This is a genomic window from Pseudomonas sp. PDM13 (assembly GCF_025685765.1).
GTDB lineage: Bacteria > Pseudomonadota > Gammaproteobacteria > Pseudomonadales > Pseudomonadaceae > Metapseudomonas > Metapseudomonas solani.
Window position 1 is genome coordinate 21,548 of record NZ_JAOTQU010000021.1, and the last position, 17,190, is coordinate 38,737.

At 68.7% G+C, this 17,190-nt stretch carries 16 protein-coding genes; 14 read left to right on the forward strand and 2 right to left on the reverse strand.

The genetic code is table 11. The features are described from left to right. Positions 1-10 precede the first annotated feature (10 nt). The 9 genes from OEJ36_RS20955 to OEJ36_RS20995 all read left to right on the forward strand — a co-directional run bounded on the left by OEJ36_RS20955 (position 11) and on the right by OEJ36_RS20995 (position 10,832). On the forward strand, positions 11-1,072 hold the full coding sequence (locus OEJ36_RS20955; protein WP_263403214.1) for an HlyD family secretion protein: 1,062 nt from the start codon (positions 11-13) through the stop codon (positions 1,070-1,072). 1 nt (position 1,073) lies between these two features. Beyond that, positions 1,074-2,522 (forward strand): efflux transporter outer membrane subunit, encoded by a 1,449-nt coding sequence (locus OEJ36_RS20960; protein WP_263403215.1) that lies wholly within the window; start codon positions 1,074-1,076, stop codon positions 2,520-2,522. A gap of 392 nt (positions 2,523-2,914) precedes the next feature. Then, positions 2,915-3,745 carry an SGNH/GDSL hydrolase family protein gene (locus tag OEJ36_RS20965; RefSeq protein WP_263403216.1) on the forward strand — a complete coding sequence of 277 codons (831 nt, stop codon included), beginning with the start codon at positions 2,915-2,917 and terminating at the stop codon, positions 3,743-3,745. 119 nt (positions 3,746-3,864) lie between these two features. Then, positions 3,865-7,764 carry an ATP-dependent RNA helicase HrpA gene (hrpA, locus tag OEJ36_RS20970; RefSeq protein WP_263403217.1) on the forward strand — a complete coding sequence of 1,300 codons (3,900 nt, stop codon included), beginning with the start codon at positions 3,865-3,867 and terminating at the stop codon, positions 7,762-7,764. A 3-nt stretch (positions 7,765-7,767) separates the two neighbouring features. After that, positions 7,768-8,304: a DUF3087 domain-containing protein gene (locus tag OEJ36_RS20975; RefSeq protein WP_263403218.1), complete on the forward strand. Its 537-nt coding sequence runs from the start codon at positions 7,768-7,770 to the stop codon at positions 8,302-8,304. A gap of 30 nt (positions 8,305-8,334) precedes the next feature. Further along, positions 8,335-8,925, forward strand: a complete 591-nt coding sequence (pnuC, locus tag OEJ36_RS20980; protein ID WP_263403219.1) for a nicotinamide riboside transporter PnuC — start codon at positions 8,335-8,337, stop codon at positions 8,923-8,925. Between the two features lies 1 nt (position 8,926). Continuing rightward, complete coding sequence (locus OEJ36_RS20985; RefSeq protein WP_263403220.1) at positions 8,927-9,967, forward strand: AAA family ATPase; 1,041 nt, start codon at positions 8,927-8,929, stop codon at positions 9,965-9,967. A gap of 277 nt (positions 9,968-10,244) precedes the next feature. Further along, complete coding sequence (locus tag OEJ36_RS20990) at positions 10,245-10,523, forward strand: type II toxin-antitoxin system RelE/ParE family toxin (protein WP_043244414.1); 279 nt, start codon at positions 10,245-10,247, stop codon at positions 10,521-10,523. 9 nt (positions 10,524-10,532) lie between these two features. Then, complete coding sequence (locus tag OEJ36_RS20995; protein WP_043244413.1) at positions 10,533-10,832, forward strand: HigA family addiction module antitoxin; 300 nt, start codon at positions 10,533-10,535, stop codon at positions 10,830-10,832. Positions 10,833-11,001: 169 nt separating this feature from the next. Here the strand turns inward: OEJ36_RS20995 and OEJ36_RS21000 are convergent, their stop codons facing one another. Further along, positions 11,002-12,174 carry an MFS transporter gene (locus OEJ36_RS21000; RefSeq protein ID WP_263403221.1) on the reverse strand — a complete coding sequence of 391 codons (1,173 nt, stop codon included), beginning with the start codon at positions 12,172-12,174 and terminating at the stop codon, positions 11,002-11,004. A 100-nt stretch (positions 12,175-12,274) separates the two neighbouring features. Between OEJ36_RS21000 and OEJ36_RS21005 the strand changes: the two genes are divergently transcribed. Beyond that, entirely contained in the window at positions 12,275-13,174 is a 900-nt protein-coding gene (locus OEJ36_RS21005; RefSeq protein WP_263403222.1) for a LysR family transcriptional regulator, read from the forward strand. Here the strand turns inward: OEJ36_RS21005 and OEJ36_RS21010 are convergent. Next, the gene (locus OEJ36_RS21010) at positions 13,171-13,971 is read right to left on the reverse strand and encodes a class I SAM-dependent methyltransferase (RefSeq protein ID WP_263403223.1); all 801 of its coding nucleotides are present in this window, start codon (positions 13,969-13,971) and stop codon (positions 13,171-13,173) included. The two genes, OEJ36_RS21005 and OEJ36_RS21010, sit on opposite strands and share 4 nt — an antisense overlap. 145 nt (positions 13,972-14,116) lie before the next feature. Between OEJ36_RS21010 and OEJ36_RS21015 the strand changes: the two genes are divergently transcribed. From OEJ36_RS21015 to OEJ36_RS21030, 4 genes are all read left to right on the forward strand, one after another. Continuing rightward, complete coding sequence (locus OEJ36_RS21015) at positions 14,117-14,548, forward strand: HIT family protein (protein WP_184490771.1); 432 nt, start codon at positions 14,117-14,119, stop codon at positions 14,546-14,548. A 516-nt stretch (positions 14,549-15,064) separates the two neighbouring features. After that, positions 15,065-16,186 carry a beta-ketoacyl-ACP synthase III gene (locus tag OEJ36_RS21020; RefSeq protein WP_184490770.1) on the forward strand — a complete coding sequence of 374 codons (1,122 nt, stop codon included), beginning with the start codon at positions 15,065-15,067 and terminating at the stop codon, positions 16,184-16,186. After that, a complete protein-coding gene (locus tag OEJ36_RS21025) occupies positions 16,186-16,797 on the forward strand; it encodes an RNA polymerase sigma factor (protein ID WP_043244411.1) in 612 nt (203 codons plus the stop codon). Before OEJ36_RS21020 ends, OEJ36_RS21025 begins: the two co-directional genes overlap by 1 nt. Next, entirely contained in the window at positions 16,791-17,024 is a 234-nt protein-coding gene (locus OEJ36_RS21030; RefSeq protein ID WP_263403224.1) for an anti-sigma factor family protein, read from the forward strand. The genes OEJ36_RS21025 and OEJ36_RS21030 overlap by 7 nt, the downstream gene beginning before the upstream one ends. Positions 17,025-17,190 lie beyond the last annotated feature (166 nt).

Sequence of the window (17,190 nt, forward strand, 5' to 3'; positions counted from 1 at the left end):
AAGAATCATCATGACCGACACACGACCCCGTACCCCCCTGATCGCCGGCGCCTTGCTGGCCGGCGCCGGCCTCATCGCCTGGAGCGCCTGGCACTTCACTGCCGGCGGCCATGGCGAAGGCACCAACGACGCCTTCGTCCAGGCCGACTTCACCCTGGTGGCGCCCAAGGTCTCCGGCTTCATCGGCGAGGTGCTGGTGGAGGACAACCAGCCGGTGACGGCCGGCCAGTTGCTGGCGCGCATCGACGACCGTGACTACCGCGCCGCGCTGTCCGGCGCCCGCGCCGAAGTGGCCAGCGCCGAGGCCAGCCTGGCCAATGCCCGGGCCACCCTGGAACGGCAGGACGCGCTGATCCGCCAGGCCGAGGCCACGGTGGAGGCGGACCGCGCCGAGATGGAGTTCGCCCGCCACGAGCTGGAGCGCTACCAGCACCTGGCCGGGCAGGGCGCCGGCACCCTGCAGAGCGCCCAGCAGGCGCGCAGCCGCTTCGACACCAGCCGCGCACGCCAGGCCGAACACGCCGCCGCATTGCTGGCCACGCGGAAGCAGACCGACGTGCTCGCCGCTCAGCGCGACGCCGCCCAGGCCGCCCTGGAGCAAGCCAGTGCCGGCCTCGAGCGGGCCGAGCTGGACCTTTCCCACACCGAGCTGCGCGCGCCCATGGACGGCATGGTCGGCCGCCGCGCGGTGCGAGTCGGTGCCTTTGTCAGCCCCGGTCAGGCGCTGCTGGCGGTGGTGCCCCTGGCGCGTGCCTACGTGGTCGCCAACTTCCAGGAAACCCAGCTCACCCACATGCGCCCCGGCCAAGTAGTACAGGTGACCGTGGACAGCTTCCCCGGCGAGGTGCTGCGCGGTCGCATCGAGAGCATCGCCCCGGCCACCGGCGTGACCTTCGCCGCCATCGCCCCGGACAACGCCACCGGCAACTTCACCAAGGTGGTGCAGCGCATCCCGGTGAAGGTCCGCCTCGATGAGGGCCAGCCCCTGGCCGCGCGGTTGCGGGTGGGCATGTCGGTGGAAGCCGACGTGGACACCCGTGGCGAGCCCGAAGCCCTGGCAGGGGTGAACTGAGATGCGTCGACACGCGACCCTGCTGGTCCTGGTGATGGGCCTCGGCGCCTGCAGCGTCGGCCCGGACTTCACCCGACCCGACGCCGAACTGGACAGCCACTGGGCCCTGGCCGACGACGCCGACCTGCCGAGCCGCGCGCTCCAGGCCGAGCTGGAAGAACGCTGGTGGGAGGGCTTCGGCGACCCGCTGCTGGCCTCGCTTATCCATCGCGCCACCCACGAGAACCTCGACCTGCTCGCCGCCGCCAGCCGCGTGGAGCAGAGCCGCGCCGCACGTCGCAGCGTGGCCGCCGGGCAGGCGCCGGACCTCGGTGTCGGCGCGGGCTACAGCCGCGCACGCAACAGCCAGCGCGGCCTCTCCGACCCGTCCGGCGAGTCGGGCCGCGCTGCCTACAGCCTCTGGCAGGGCGGCCTGGACATGGCCTGGGAGCTGGACCTCTGGGGCCGGGTGAGGCGCGAGGTGGAAGCGGCGGACGCGGGCGTGCAAGTCTCTGAGGAAACCCGCCGGGGCGTGCTGCTGGCGGTAACGGCGGAGACCGCGCGCCGCTACATCGAGCTGCGTGGTGCGCAGAACGCCCTGGCCATCACGGTGCAGAACCTGGAGATCGCCCGGCGCAGCCTGGCCCTCAACCGCACGCGCCTGGCCGATGGCGTCGCCACCCAGCTGGAGGTGGCCGAATCGGGAGCCCAGGTGGCCAGCCTCGAATCGCGCCTGCCGCCCCTGCGTCAGCGCGAGGCGCAGCTGGCCAATGCCCTGGCCCTGCTGCTGGCCCTGCCGCCCGGTGCGCTGCGCGAGGAGTTGGCGGCCCGGGAGGCTCCGGCCATTCCCACCGGCCCGGCACGGGTGCCCCTGGGCCTGCCCAGTGAACTGGCCGAGCGCCGCCCGGACATCCGCCGCGCCGAAGCCGCTCTACACGCCGCCACGGCCGAAATAGGCGTGGCCGAGGGCGACTTCTACCCGCGCATCACCCTCTCCGGCGACCTCGGCTTGCAAGCCCTGCAACTGGACGACCTGGGCTGGGACGCTCGCCGCTTCGCCTTTGGCCCGGCCCTGAGCCTGCCGCTGTTCGACGGCGGCCGCCGGCGCGGCACCCTGGAACTGAGCAAGGCCCGCCAGCAGGAAGCCGCCATCGCCTACCGCAGCACCGTGCTCGCCGCCTGGCACGAAGTGGACGACACCCTCGGCGCCTACCAGGCGCAGCAACGCCGCCAGGCCAGCCTGGACCAGGCGGTGGAACACGCCCGCGTGGCCCTCGACAACGCCGAGCGCCAATACGGCCAGGGCACGGTGGATTTCCTCAACGTGCTCAGCGTGCAGAACGCGCTGCTGGCCAACCAGGCCGAACAGGTGGACAGCGCCACCGCCGCCGCCCTGGCGCTGGTGGACCTCTACCGCGCCCTCGGTGGCGGCTGGCAGGCGTTGGAAGGGGAGGGTGCGCCGGGGGCCTGATGCCGGCGGGCGTTGGTATCCGGTTTCCGGGTGAAGGCCGATCGCGAATGAATTCGCTCCCACGGGGGCGGCGCTGCGCGCCGCTTGGCGACTGAAGTCGCCCCTACATCCCGGGCACCGTGCGGAGCTGATCGATGCGTAGGGTGGAGGTCGCTCTTTACCTCCACCGGGCGGGGTCAACCTGGGCGCGACCTGTCACGCCCCCGGGCTGAAGCCCGGGCTACGGGTCTGAAACTCCCGGGCCAGCCGCTTCGCTAGCTCTACCGAACGGTATGACCTCCCGTCGCCCCTGGCCGGTGCCAGCATTGCGACAGCTGCCGATTCGCATAATCTGCGCCGGTCCGCGGGGCCTGACCCGCGCCGTTACGCTTTCCTGGGGGACCTCCATGCGTATGAATGTGCGTCGAATCCTCCTGGCCTGGATGCTGGGAGTTGTCGTCGTCGGCCCGACTGTGGCCGCTGAAAACCCGTCCGCGAAACCGGTGATCGGTTCCGCCTCGCAACAGGCCGTGACGGGCCGCCCGCTCAGCGTGCTGTTCGTGGGCAACAGCTACACCTTCTACAACGACCTGCCGCGCATGGTCCGGCAGATGTCCCTCGACGCCGCCCAGCCGCGCCCGCTGGACGTGCGCGACGTCACCTTCGGCGGCGCCAGCCTCGAAGCCCACTGGAACCGTGGCGTGGTGCAGAAGGTGCTGGCCAGCCAGCACTGGGACTATGTGGTGATCCAGGACTTCAGCACCATGCCGGTGGACAACCCCGAGAAGACCCGCAAATACGTGCGCCTGATGGCCGCCGAGGCGCGCAAGGCCGGTGCCCAGCCGATCCTCTACCTGACCTGGGCGCGCCAGGCGATCCCGGCCATGCAGGCGCAGCTCGACAGCGTCTACACCGGGCTGGCCAACGAGACCCATTCCCTGCTGGCCCCGGTCGGCCAGGCCTGGAAGCAGGCCCTGGCGGCCACGCCGCAACCGCACCTGTTCATCGAGGACGGCAGCCACCCGAGCTACAGCGGCAGCTACCTCACCGCCTCGGTGTTCTATTCGCTGATCTACGGCGTGCAGCCGCCGGCGCCGTCGTCCGAGCAGGCCGCGCGCCTGGATCGCGACAGCAGCGGCAGCGCCCTGCAGGGCTTCGCCTGGAACTCCCTGCAGTCCCAGGACCTGGCCTTGCGCACCGTACCGGCCGAGCTGCGCAGCCTGCCGATCACCGCCACCCGCTGAGCCGTCCCACCCCGCCCCACCCCGCGTCGCCGAGCCGTCGGCGCGCGGGGCGCTTGCCGATGCGGTGTGGGGGCGGAATCTGCGACAATCGCGCCTTTGCCACGATTGCCCAGCGCCTGATGACCGACATCACCTCCCTGCACAAGAACCTCGATCGCGCCCTGATCGCCGACCGCCATCGCCTGCGCCGTCAGCTCCACGAGCTGCACAAGAAGCCGGACGAGGCCAAGTTCGCCCAGTGGCTGGAGCGCTTCCAGGCGTCCTGCGCCAAGGTCGAGGCGCGTCGCAGCAGCGTGCCGCGCATGCGCTACGACGACGCCCTGCCCATCGCCGCCAAGCGCGACGAGATCAAGGCGGCGCTGGAGAAGCACCAGGTGCTGGTGATCGCCGGCGAAACCGGTTCGGGCAAGACCACCCAGTTGCCGAAGATCTGCCTGGAAATGGGCCGTGGCACCCACGGCCTGATCGGCCACACCCAGCCGCGCCGGCTGGCCGCGCGCAGCGTGGCGACCCGCGTGGCCGAGGAGATCGGCACGCCCCTGGGCGAGCTGGTGGGCTACCAGGTGCGCTTCGAGGACCAGTCCAACGAGCGCAGCCTGGTCAAGCTGATGACCGACGGCATCCTCCTGGCCGAAACCCAGCACGACCGCCTGCTCGAGCGCTACGACACCATCATCGTCGACGAGGCCCACGAGCGGAGCCTGAACATCGACTTCCTCCTGGGCTACCTGAAGACGCTGCTGCCACGGCGCCCGGACCTGAAGCTGATCATCACCTCGGCGACCATCGACCTGGAGCGCTTCTCCAAACATTTCGGTGACGCACCCATCGTCGAAGTCTCCGGCCGCACCTACCCGGTGGACACCTGGTACCGGCCCCTGGCCGCCGAAGTGGACGAGAACGGCGAAGCGCTGTTCGACGACCTGTCGGTGGACCAGGGCATCCTCCGCGCCCTGGAAGAGATCGGCGACTTCGAGCGCGCCGAGGGCAAGCGCCCGGGCGACGTGCTGGTGTTCCTCCCCGGCGAGCGCGAGATCCGCGATGCCGCCGAGGTTCTGCGCAAGGCCAACCTGCGCCTGACCGAGGTGCTGCCGCTCTATGCGCGGCTGACCCCGGCCGAGCAGCAGAAGATCTTCGCACCCATGGCCGGCCGCAAGATCGTGCTCGCCACCAACGTTGCCGAAACCTCGCTGACGGTGCCCGGCATCCGCTACGTGATCGACAGCGGCACCGCGCGCATCAGCCGCTACAGCTACCGCGCCAAGGTCCAGCGCCTGCCCATCGAGGCCGTGTCCCAGGCCAGCGCCAACCAGCGCAAGGGCCGTTGCGGCCGGGTCGAGCCGGGCATCTGCGTGCGCCTCTACAGCGAGGAGGATTTCCTCGGCCGCCCCGAGTTCACCGATCCGGAGATCCTGCGCACCAACCTGGCGGCGGTGATCCTGCAGATGCTCCATCTGCGCCTCGGCGAGATCAGCGACTTCCCCTTTATCGAGCCGCCGGATGGCAAGGCGGTGAGCGACGGCTTCACCCTGCTGCAGGAGCTCTCGGCGGTGAACCGCGAGGGCCAGCTCACGCCCCTGGGCCGCCAGCTGGCGCGCCTGCCGGTGGACCCGCGCCTGGGCCGCATGGTGCTGGAAGGCGCCCACCAGGGCAGCCTCGACGAGGTGCTGCTGATCACCAGCGCACTCTCGGTGCAGGACCCGCGCGAACGGCCGATGGAGCGCCAGCAGGCCGCCGACCAGGCCCACGCGCAGTGGAAGGACGTGGATTCCGACTTCGCCGCGCTGGTCAATCTCTGGCGCGGCTTCGAGGAACAGCGCCAGGCGCTGGGCTCCAACGCGCTGCGCAACTGGTGCCGCAAGAACTTCCTCAACTACATGCGCCTGCGCGAGTGGCGTGATGCTCACCGCCAGCTGACGCTGATCTGCCGCGAGCTCAAGCTGACCCTCAACAAGGAGCCGGCGGACTACCCGCGCGTGCACAAGGCGCTGCTCTCCGGCCTGCTCAGCCAGATCGGCCAGAAGAGCGAGGACGGCGACTACCTCGGCGCCCGCCAGCGGCGTTTCTGGATCCACCCCTCGACCGTGATCGCCAAGAAGCGGCCGCAATGGATCATGGCCGCCGAGCTGGTGGAAACCACCAAGCTGTTCGCGCGCATGGTCGCCAAGATCGACCCCGACTGGCTGGAGCCCCTGGCCGGCCACCTGGTGAAGAAGAACCACCTGGAGCCGCACTGGGAGAAGAAGCGTGGCCAGGTCGTGGCCTACGAGCAGGTCACCCTCTACGGGCTGATCGTGGTCGGTCGGCGCCCGGTGCACTACGGGCCCATCGACCCACCGGTGGCCCGCGAGCTGTTCATCCGCGAGGGCCTGGTGCGTGGCGAAATCCACAGCCGCGCCAAGTGCCTGGCCGCCAACCGCCAGTTGCTGGAACGCCTCGACGAGCTGGAGGCCAAGGCCCGGCGTCGCGACATCCTGGCTGACGAGGAAACCCTCTTCGACTACTACGCCGCGCGCCTGCCGGAAGACATCTACCAGACCGCCAGCTTCGAGAAATGGTACGAGCGCGAGCGGGCGAAGAGCCCCGAGCTGCTGATCATGCGCGAGGAAGACGTGCTGGCCCGCGAGGCCAACGAAGTCACCGCCGCGCAGTACCCCGACACCCTGCGCATCGGTGACCTGCAGCTGTCGCTGGACTACCACTTCGAACCCGGCCACGCCCGTGACGGCGTGACCCTGCGGGTGCCGGCGCCGCTGCTGCCGCAACTCCAGGCCGAGCGTCTGGACTGGCTGGTGCCCGGGTTGCTGGAAGCCAAGTGCGTGGCCCTGGTGCGCAACCTGCCCAAGGCCATCCGCAAGAACTTCGTGCCGGTGCCGGACTTCGTCAAGGCGGCGCTGGCCAAGCTCAGCTTCGCCGAGGGTTCGCTGCCCGAGGCGCTGGGCCGCGAGCTGCAACGCATGACCGGCTCACGGGTGCCCGAGGAGGCCTGGACGGAAGCCGCCGCGCTGCTGGAAGGGCACCTGAAGATGAACATCGAGGTGGTCGACGCCCGCGGCAAGTTCCTCGGCGAGGGCCGCGACCTGGCCGAGCTGACCGCGCGCTTCGCCGAAGCCAGCCAGGCCGCCCTGGCCATCCCCCAGGGCGACAAGGCGCAGAAGGCGGTGGAAGCCAAGGTGTTCGCCGAGGTCGCCGAGAAGACCCAGCAGAAGATCGCCGGGCTTTCCATGACCGTCTACCCGGCGCTGGTGGAGGAGGGCGGCGTAGTCAAGGAACACCGCTTCCCGACCCAGGCCGAAGCCGAGTACCAGCACCGCCGCGCCCTGCAGCGCCTGTTGCTGCAACAGCTGGCCGAGCCGGCCAAGTTCCTCCGTGGCAAGCTGCCGGGCCTCACCGAGTTGGGCCTGCTGTACCGCGACATGGGCCGGGTCGACGCGCTGGTGGAGGACATCCTCCTGGCCAGCCTCGACAGCTGCATCCTCGAAGGCGAAACCAACCTGCCCCGCGACGGCGCGGCACTGGCCTCGCTGGCAGAGAAGAAGCGCGGCGCCTGGGCCGAACACGCCGAGCGCCTGGCGCGCCTGGTGCTGGACATCCTCAAGCTGTGGCACGGCCTGCAGAAGCGCTTCAAGGGGCGCATCGACCTGGCCCAGGCGGTTGCGCTGAACGACATCAAGGCGCAGCTGGGCAACCTGGTGTATCCCGGTTTCGTCCGCGAAACCCCGGGCGAATGGCTGAAGGAGCTGCCGCGCTACCTCAAGGCCATCGAGCAGCGCTTCGACAAGATCGGCGCCCAGCTGCAGCGCGACCGCGTCTGGTCCGGCGAGCTGGCCGGCTACTGGGAGCAGTACCAGGCACGCCTGGCCAAGCACGCCCAGGAGGGCAAGCGCGACCCCGAGCTGCAGACCTTCCGCTGGATGCTGGAGGAGTACCGCGTGTCCCTCTTCGCCCAGCAGTTGGGCACCAAGATGGCGGTTTCCGATAAACGACTGAATAAGCAGTGGACCCAGGTAGAGGCCTGATCGATGAGTGATGCGCTGTTCGACATCCGCCCCATGAACCCCGAGCAATACCGCGAGAAGACCCGGCGCATCGCCATCGGCATCGCCGTGCTGTTCATCGCCCTGGCCATGCTCATGGCCACCCTCAGCGTGCAGCTGTTCGGCACGCCGGGTGGCGATAACTTCCGCTGGAACCTGATCGGCGTGCTGGCCGGGGTGGCGCTCACCCTGGCGCTGGTGCGCCTGCAACTGTGGCCGCGCCCCTTCATGGCGCCGGCGGTGTATGGCTGGCGGCTCAAGCGCAGCCTGATGCGCGTCACCAACCTGATGCACCGGGTCAAGGCGGGGGTCGCCGTGAACGACCCGGCGGCGATGAAGCTGCTGCGCTTCTACCACCTGGGCGTGACCCAGATGCACCAGCTGGACGGCAACACCTCCGACCTCAGCCAGATGGTCCACGAGATCGATGCGCACCGCGAAGCGATGACGGCCCAGGGGCTGGATACCGAACAGACCCACCTCGACCCGGCCTGGCTGGAAGCGGTCAAGCGCTTCGGCTGAGCCCAGGCAGTACCGGACAAGGACGCCCCCATGCCCTCCACCCTCGAACTCGTCGCCGACCTGGTCAACCTGATCGCCGTGCTGCTGGCCGCGCGCAACAGCGTGCACACCTGGTCCACCGGCATCCTCGGCTGCCTGCTGTTCGGCTGGCTGTTCTTCGGCGCGCAGCTCTATGCCGACGTCACCCTGCAAGGCTTCTTCATCATCACCAGCGCCATGGGCTGGTGGGCCTGGCTGCACGGCAACGCCGGCACCCAGCTGCCGGTGAGCCGCACCGCGCCGGCCTCCCTGTTGCGAATGGCGGCCCTGGCCGTGGTGGTGGCGCTGGCCTATGGCGCGCTGCTGCACCATTTCACCGACGCCTATGCGCCGCTGGTGGACTCCCTGGTGCTGACCTTCAGCGTGCTGGCGCAGCTGCTGCTGATGCGTCGGCGCCTGGAGAACTGGTACGCCTGGCTGCTGGTGAACACCCTGGCGGTGCCGCTCTACGCCTCCCGCGAGCTGTATCTCACCGCCGGGCTCTACACCCTGTTCTGGTGCAACGCCTGGTACGGCCTGTACTGCTGGCGCCGTGAGTTGCGCGAGGCCGCCACGCCCCTGGCCGGGCAGGAACCCGCCTGAGGTGAGCGCGACCTTCCGCACCGGCCTGGTGGTGGGCAAGTTCTCGCCGCTGCACCTGGGCCACGAGCAGGTGATCCGCACCGCCCTGGGGCAATGCCAGCGCTTGCTGCTGCTGTGCTGGTCCCTGCCGGAACTGCCGGGTTGCGATGCCGAGCGCCGCGAACGCTGGTTGCGCCTGCGCTTTCCCGGGGTGCAGGCGGAAGTGGTCACCCCGGCACACATCCAGGCCTGGCGCGAACAGGGCAAGTGCCTGCCCGACCTGCCTCACAACGACGCCCCCGAGTTCGAGCCGCGCCAGTTCGTCGCCGAGTTCTGCCAGGCGGTGTTCGGCACCACGGTGGATGCGGTGTTCACCAGCGAAAGCTACGGCGACGGCTTCGCCGAGCATCTGGCAGGCGTCTTCGGCCACCCGGTGCGGCACGTCTGCGTCGACCAGCAGCGCCTTGCCGTGCCCGTCTCCGGCACCCGGCTGCGTGCCGATCCCCATGGCTTGCGCGGCTTCCTCGCCCCCGAGGTGCATGCCGATTTCGTCGAGCGCATCGTCTTTCTCGGTGGTGAGTCCACCGGCAAGAGCAGCCTCGCCATCGCCCTGGCCGAAGCGCTCGACGCCCCCTGCGTGGCCGAATTCGGCCGCGAGCACTGGGTGGCGAAGGATGGCGCCCTGGAGTACGACGACCTGCTGCACATCGGCCGTACGCAGATGGCCCGGGAGGACCAGGCCGCGCTTGAGGCCGGACGTTACCTGGTCTGCGACACGTCGGCGCTGACCACCCTGTTCTACAGCCACGCGATGTTCGGCCGCGCCGAAGCCGAACTCGCCACCTTGGCCGAACGCCCCTACACCCACAGCTTCCTCTGCGCCGACGACTTCCCCTTCGTGCAGGACGGCACCCGCCAGGACGAAACCTTCCGCCGCCGCCAACAGGCCTGGTACCACGCCGAACTGCAACGCCGCGGCTGGCCCTACCAGGTGCTCACCGGCTCGTTGGATGCGCGGGTGCAGCAGGTGCTGGCCCACCTGCGCGACGCCTCCCCGGGCTGAAGCCCGGGCTACGGGCGGCACTCGGGCTGCCACTGTGGGAGCGGATTCATCCGCGATCGATGCCACTGGGATGCACCGTCCCGTAGGTTGGCGCCGAGCGCAGCGAGGCCCAACGCAGCGGAGCCGGGCATCGCAATGTTGGGCTTCGTTCCTCAACCCAACCTACGGTGAGCCATGCCCTGCCGAGTTGCTGCCGACATGCAGTGCTTCCCTTTCTCGTAGAGATCGAAGACTATTCCGTCTTGCGTATTACGTGTTGCGTAATATATTGGCCGGCATGATCAAGTCCTTCGCATGCAAGCACACGCATCTGCTCTACCAAGGCTACTGCCCGCCACGCTTTGCGGCGATCCGCCAGCAGGCCGAGCGCAAGTTGCAGATGCTCGAATCGGCGCTGTCCATTGAGTTCCTGCGCTCGCCGCCGGGAAACCGCCTGGAGGCCCTGAGGGGCGGGCGTGCCGGGCAGTACAGCATCCGCATCAACGACCAATGGCGGCTGTGCTTCCGCTTCGAGCAGGGTCATTGCCATGACGTCGAGATAGTCGATTACCACTGAGGTTCTGAAATGGCCAAGAACGGCATGCGTCCCATCCACCCCGGTGAAATCCTCCGCGAGGAATTCCTCGAGCCGCTGGGTATGAGCGTCAACGCGCTGGCCAATGCCTTGCGCGTTCCGGCCACCCGGCTACATGAAATCGTCAAGGAGCGCCGCGCCGTTTCCGCTGACACCGCATTGCGCTTGGCCCGCTATTTTGGTGGCGAGGCGCAGTCGTGGCTCAACCTGCAGGCTGCCTTCGATCTGCGTGTGGCTGAACTGGACCACGGCGCGGAGATCGAGGCCGGCATCACGCCCAGGGTCGCCTGATGTAGGTTGGCGCCGAGCGCAGCGAGGCCCAACGAAGCGGGGCTCAACCTTGCAATGTTGGGTTTCGTTCCTCAACCCAACCTACGGGTCTGCCGTCGGTGGGGACCTGGGAAAGCAAAAGGCCGCCGCTGGAGTGATCCAGCGGCGGCCTTTTCGTTACCGGCTTGGTTCAGGCCATGGCCACGCGGGCGTCGCGGCGTTTTTCCAGGCGCAGGGCGAAGAGGGCGACGGCGAGGGCCAGCAGCGGCAGGCTGGCGGCGGCCCAGGGCAGGGCGGTGAGGCCGGGGCCCTGGTCGATGACGCTGCCGCCGAGCCAGGCACCCAGGGCGTTGCCCAGGTTGAAGGCGGCGATGTTGAAGCTGGCGGCCACGCTCTGGCCGGCGCCTTCGGCCTTTTCCAGCACCCAGATCTGCAGCGGCGGCACGGTGGCGAAACCGGCGGCGCCGAGGAGGAAGGTGAAGGCGATCACCGCGGCCTGGTTCTCCAGCACGAAGCCCATGAGGCCGAGCACCAGGGCCAGGGCCACCAGGCTGCCCAGCAGCGCCGGTAGCAGGCGGCGGTCGGCGAGGCGGCCGCCCAGCAGGTTGCCCAGCACCAGGCCGGCGCCGAACACCAGCAGCACCGGCGAGACGGCCGCTTCGCCGAAGCCGCTGACGCGGGTCAGCAGCGGGGCGATGTAGCTGAACACGGTGAACACGCCGCCGAAACCCAGCACCGTGGTCAGCAGGCCCAGCAGCACGGCGGGGCGGCCGAGCACGCGGAAGTCTTCGCGCAGGCTGCTGGGGGCGGGCTTCTCGTGATCGCGGGGGACGAACAGGGCGATGATCACCAGCGCCACCAGGCCCACGGCGGTCACTGCCCAGAAGGCCGCGCGCCAGCCCATGGCCTGGCCGAGCCAGGTGCCGAAGGGCACGCCGAGGATGGTGGCGACGGTGAGGCCGGTGAACATGATGGCGATGGCCGAGGCGCGGCGGTCGGCGGCGACCAGGCTGGTGGCGACCACCGAGCCGACGCCGAAGAAGGTGCCGTGGGCGAAGGAGGTGAGCACCCGCGCGATCATCAGCGTGGTGTAGTCGGGGGCCAGGGCGCAGGCGAGGTTGCCGAGGGTGAAGATCACCATCAGCGCCAGCAGGGTGGTCTTGCGCGGCCAGCGTGCGCTGAGGGCGGTGAGCAGCGGCGCGCCGGCGACCACGCCGAGGGCGTAGCCGGAAATCAGCAGGCCGGCGGCGGAGATGGAGACGCCGAGATCGCCGCCGACCTCCAGCAGCAATCCCATGATGATGAATTCGGTGACGCCGATGCCGAAGGCACCGGCGGTGAGGGCGTAGAGGGCGACGGGCATGATGCGGGCTCCGTGGGTTAGTCGATGGCGGCCAGCTTATCGACGCCCTTTTTGTTGATATAGACTGCCTCCGCGCAAATCACTTGTGAGTTCAAGTCATATGTCCCGGCCCGATATCAACCGTTTCGGCGAGATGGATGTGTTCGTCCGCGTGGTGGAAACCGGCGGCTTCACCAGCGCCGCCCGTGCCTGCGGGATGACCCCCTCGGCGGTGAGCAAGCTGGTGTCGCGCCTGGAGGCACGGCTCGGCGCGCGGCTGTTCAACCGCTCGACCCGGCGCCTGGGGCTGACCCCGGAGGGCGAGCGTTTCTACCAGCGCAGCCTGGGCATCCTCGCCGACCTCAACGAGGCCGAGCGCGAGGCGGGGGCCCGTGCACGGCCCCACGGGCGGGTCCGCATCAGCTGCAACGTGCCCATCGGCCGCCAGCACCTGATCCCGGTGCTGCCGGAGTTCCTCGCGCTGTATCCGGAGGTGAGCCTGGACATCAGCCTCACCGATGCGGTGGTGGACCTGCTGGAGACCCGCGCCGACGTGGCGATCCGCAGCGGCCCGCTGAAGGACTCCGGCCTGGTGGCGCGCAAGCTCGGCGACTACGCCCATCACGTGGTCGCCGCGCCCGCCTACCTGGCCCGCCACGGCGTGCCGGCGACGCCTGCCGAACTGGCCGGGCACAACTGCCTCAACTTCAACTACCAGCGCGCCGGGCGCGACTGGCCCTTCCTCGGTGAAGAGGAGGACGAGATGCCCCGGGGCAACCTGTCGATCAGCGATGGTGATGCCCTGCGCCACCTGGCCCTGGCCGGGTTGGGGCTGGCGCGGCTGGCCAGCTTCCAGGTGCACGACGACATCCGCGAGGGGCGCCTGCAGGCGGTGCTGGAGGACTTCAACCCCGGCGACAGCAAGCCGGTCCACGCCCTCTACGTCGGCCAGGGTGGGCACCTGCCGACACGGGTGCGGGTGTTGCTGGATTTCCTCGCCGAGCGGATGCGCCTTCCCTAACCGAGCTTCTCTGCCCAGGTGGCGAGAAAGGTCGGCAGGTATCTATCGATCACGAAGCGCGGGTTCGGCTGGGCGTCCTCATGGAAGCCGCGGAGCACGAAACCGGCGTCCAGCTGGCCGCCGATCTGCTCCGCCAGGCTGTGGCCGAACACCAGCGCTTCGCCGCGTTCGCGCTTGGCCGCCAGTTCCTCCGGGCTCAGGTCGTCGAGGTCGGAGTAGGGCAGGGTGAAGCGCGGCTTGATCAGGCCCTGCTCGGCATGGCGCGGGTCGCGGTCGGCGACGAACACCACCGGGTTGTAGAAGCTCGACAGCAGCCGGCCGCCGGGGCGCAACACACGGAAGCACTCGCGCCAGACGGGACGGACATCCGGCACGTAGAGGTTGGAGATGGGGTGGAACACGCAGTCGAAGCGCGCGTCGGCCAGGGCCGAGAGGTCGCGCATGTCGCCCTGCAAGGTCTCCAGTTGCAGGCCGTCGCGCTCGGCCACCTCACGGTCGCGGGCGAGCTGCTCGGCGGAGGCGTCCAGCACCAGCACCTCGGCACCGGCGGCGGCCAGCACCGGGGCCTGCTGGCCGCCGCCCGAGGCCAGGCAGAGGATGCGCAGCCCGCGTACCTCGGGGAGCCAGCCGGCGGGCAGCGGGCCGGGGGTGAGGCGCACGTGCCAGTCGCCCGCGCGGGCGGCGGCGATGGTGGCGGCGTCCACGGGGCGCGACCATTCGCAATGCTGCCGGGCCTGGCGGTCCCAGGCGGCGCTATTGTGTTCGAGGATGTCCAGTGCGGGCTTCTGGCGGGTCATGGGGCGTTCCTTGCGGGAGTGGTCCGAGGGCACAAGGGTGAAGCGTCGTGGCCGGTTTGAAAACCGGAAACGTGCAGCGGGGGTTCAACCCGGCGGCCCCGGGCGTTAAGGTGCGCGGTCAGCAAACGGCAAATGGAGCGCCACGATGAGCCTTCACGGCACCTACGATCCGCAGAACGTCTTCGCCCAGATCATTCGTGGCGAGGCCCCTTGCTACACGCTCTATGAAGACGACGACGTGCTCGCCTTCCTCGATATCTTCCCGCAGTCCTACGGCCACACCCTGGTGATCCCCAAGCGTTCGGCGGCGCGCAATATCCTCGATATCGACGGCGACGCCCTGGCCAAGGTCATGGCGGTGGTGCAGCGCCTGGCCCGCGTGCTGGTGGAGGAGCTGGAGCCGGCCGGCGTGCAGGTGGCGCAGTTCAACGGCGCCCCGGCGGGGCAGACGGTGTTCCACATCCACATGCACATCGTTCCCCGTTTCGAGGGCGAGTCCCTGGGCATCCATGCCAGCAAGAAGGCCGATCCGGCCGAGCTGGAGGCGCTGCAGGCGCGCTTGCTCAAACGCCTCTGACGCCCGGAGCGTGCTACGACGACCGGCCTCGAAGCCGGTCGTTTGCGTGTTATCAGCCGATGATTCGGCCTATTTAGCCGCACATAAGCCGATTTTCCCGGTCGTCCGCCTGTGTCCTGGCTGCGGCGCCGAGCATCTATAACAACATTGAAGGACTCGTTTGTAGGCTGAATCCTACATATCGAGGCGTTTTCGCTACCTTCAGCGGGCTTTTCCCAACGCGCTCCATGCGCCGGCCGATGGTCTGACGCAGCGGCGCCGATGCCCCGGAAAGACCCGCTCTGTGGCAGAATTCGCGGCTTGCGTGAGAGGCCGTTGCTATCCTTCGGCGACCCGCGAGCGGGCCCCAGTGCCCTGTTGCCGTGAAGCCTCCGGCACGCCCGATACAACAAGGATTCGCTGTTCCATCCCGCCAGGCGGGGTGAGCCTTTTTCCAATGCTGGTCGAGCCTTCGCCCAGCGCCCAACTGCCCAACCGGCTGTGCCTGCTCACAGCCCAGTAACGAGAGGATCGACCGTGCACAAAGTCGTGATCAGTGGCACCGGCCTTTACACCCCGTCCCAGAGCATCTCCAACGAAGAACTGGTGGCCTCTTTCAACGCCTATGTCCAGGCGTTCAACGCCGAGAACGCCGCTGCCATCGAGCGTGGCGAAGTCGAGGCGCTGAGCGAATCCAGCGTTGCCTTCATCGAGAAGGCTTCGGGGATCAAGAGCCGCTTCGTGATGGACAAGGACGGCATCCTCGACCCGCAGCGCATGGTTCCGCGCCTTCCCGAGCGCTCCAACGAAGAGTGGGGCGTGCTCTGCGAAATGGCCGTTGGTGCCGCCAAGCAGGCCCTGGAACGCGCCGGCCGCACCGCCGCCGACATCGATGGCGTGATCGTCGCCTGCTCCAACCTGCAACGCGCCTACCCGGCCGTTGCCATCGAAGTCCAGGCCGCACTGGGCATCCAGGGCTTCGGCTACGACATGAACGTCGCCTGCTCCTCGGCCACCTTCGGCATCCAGGCGGCGACCACCGCCGTGCAGACCGGCCAGGCCCGCGCCATCCTCATGGTCAACCCGGAAATCTGCACCGGCCATTTGAATTTCCGTGACCGCGACAGCCACTTCATCTTCGGCGACGCGGCCACCGCAGTGATCATCGAGCGTGCCGACCAAGCCACCTCGAAGTACCAGTTCGACATCGTCGGCACCAAGCTGCTGACCCAGTTCTCCAACAACATCCGCAACAACTTCGGCTTCCTCAACCGTGCCGCGGAAGAGGGCATCGGCGCCCGCGACAAGCTGTTCGTGCAGGAAGGCCGCAAGGTGTTCCGCGACGTCTGCCCGATGGTCGCCGAGCTGATCGCCGCGCACCTGCAGGAGAACGAGCTGGACGTCGCCGACGTGAAGCGCTTCTGGCTGCACCAGGCCAACCTCAACATGAACCTGCTGATCGCCCGCAAACTGCTGGGCCGTGACGCCGAGGCCGAAGAGGCGCCGGTGATCCTCGACACCTACGCCAACACCAGCTCCGCCGGTTCGGTGATCGCCTTCCACAAGTACCAGGACGACCTGCCCAGCGGCTCCCTGGGCGTGCTCAGCTCCTTCGGCGCCGGCTACTCCATCGGCAGCGTGATCCTGCGCAAGCACTGATGGCCGCCCCTGCGGACAGCGAGCTGCTGCCCCGCCTGCGGGCGGGGGAGCAGCGGGCCTTCCGCGAACTCATCGACACCTACCAGGGCGCCATGCGCGCTGTGGCCTTCGCCATCGTCGGCAGCCCCCATGCCGACGAAGTGGTGCAGGACGCCTGGCTCGCCGTGGTGCGCAGCCTGGACGGTTTCCAGCAGCGCTCCAGCCTCAAGACCTGGCTGCTGACCATAGTCGCCAACACCGCCCGCACCCGCCTCAAGCAGAGCCGCCGCGAAGTCCTGCTCGACGACCTGCCCGCGCCCCACGGCACCGTGGATGACACGCGCTTCGCCGCCAACGGCCACTGGTTGGCCGGCCCCGCCACCTGGCACGAGGACTCCCCCGAGGCCCTGCTGGCCGAAGAGGAGCTGCGCGAGTGCCTGGAGAAGACCCTGCTGAGCCTGTCCGACCTGCAGCGCAGCGTGTTGCTGCTGCGCGAGCGCCAGGGCCTGGAATTGCAGGAGATCTGTAACCTGCTGGAGGTTTCCCTCTCCAATGTCCGGGTGCTGTTGCACCGTGGGCGCCTCAAGCTGTTCGCCACCCTGGAGCATTTCGAGGAGACGGGCCAATGCTAAACTGCCGGGAACTGGTCGCCCGTTCCAGCGACTACATCGATGGCCAACTGGGTTTCGTGCAGCGCCTGGGCGTGCGCCAACACCTGCTGATCTGCCCCCATTGCCGGCGCTTCCTCGCCCAGTTGAACCTCACCCGTGAAGTGCTCAGGCAACTGCCCGAAGCGACCCCGGAAGGCGATGAAAAACTGGCCGAACGGCTCGCCCGGGCACGTAACGAAGCCCCCTGAGCCAGGTCATCGCGCCGTAACATTTCAGTCGTGTTGTCATAATCGGCGGCGCACCCCTCTGCGACAACTTGCCGCTTCGCTTGCCCGCAAAGCCCGTCCTAGAGCGGTTTTTCCTATATTCCCAATGGCGATGAAAAAGTTCCTCTGTCATAAAATATTTATCTAA